Origin of the sequence: Chryseobacterium sp. SIMBA_029 (genome assembly GCF_046535275.1) — a bacterium.
Taxonomy (GTDB): Bacteria; Bacteroidota; Bacteroidia; order Flavobacteriales; family Weeksellaceae; genus Chryseobacterium.
The window spans coordinates 1-283 of sequence record NZ_JAWRXA010000199.1 but is presented as its reverse complement, the minus strand read 5'-3'; the positions used below and the strand labels follow the sequence as shown (position 1 = coordinate 283).

The 283-nt window shown below is 43.8% G+C and carries 1 protein-coding gene; it reads left to right on the top strand.

What is annotated here, in order from left to right:
* A partial coding sequence (locus SB679_RS23810; RefSeq protein ID WP_410704725.1) for a hypothetical protein occupies window positions 1-283 on the top strand: 283 nt, incomplete at both ends.

Here is a 283-nt window from a genome sequence, read left to right as displayed (position 1 = left end):
AGCAGGCAATGAGTGCCTGGCAAACTGCCATCAACGAAACGGAAATCGGTAAGTCTATAGGTTCATTAGAAAAATTCTTGTTCTTAGAGACACCTTTGAGCTTTGCGGGCGGAGAGCTTCTTTCTGCAGGATGGAGAGCAAGTGGAATAGGGCAATACTTATGCAGACCTATAGGCAGGCTCACCAATGGTCTTATTAAAATCTGCTTCACAGAAGGAACGTTGGTGGCTGCAGAAAAAGGCAGCAAAAAGATTGAAGATATTAAAGAAGGCGATCTTGTATG